At 57.7% G+C, this 357-nt stretch carries 1 tRNA gene and 1 rRNA gene; both read left to right on the forward strand.

What is annotated here, in order from left to right:
* Window positions 1-82 (forward strand): 5S ribosomal RNA (gene rrf, locus PVA19_RS22460); the annotation flags it as partial.
* 201 nt (window positions 83-283) lie between these two features.
* Window positions 284-357: transfer RNA gene (locus PVA19_RS22310), tRNA-Met, on the forward strand.

Below are 357 nucleotides of genomic sequence, written 5' to 3' on the forward strand. Positions count from 1 at the left end.
CCCATTCCGAACACGGCCGTGAAACGCCCCAGCGCCAATGGTACTCCGTCTTAAGACGCGGGAGAGTAGGTCGCTGCCAGGTCTGCTAAACGCAACTAATCTTCTCATTCACAAACATAACGGCCAAGGCCGATACCAAAGGCCGCACTCAAAGCGGCCTTTTGCAGTTCTAAAGCAATAACGCGGGGTGGAGCAGCCCACGCCGACCCGCAGAAGGCAAAAGCCTTCGAGGACCGGCAAAACAAAACAACCGGGCCTTTGCGCTGCGGTCGCTCATAATTAACGCGGGGTGGAGCAGCCCGGTAGCTCGTCAGGCTCATAACCTGAAGGCCGCAGGTTCAAATCCTGCCCCCGCAA

Source organism: Agrobacterium sp. CNPSo 3708 (assembly GCF_028674915.1).
Taxonomy (GTDB): domain Bacteria; phylum Pseudomonadota; class Alphaproteobacteria; order Rhizobiales; family Rhizobiaceae; genus Agrobacterium; species Agrobacterium cavarae.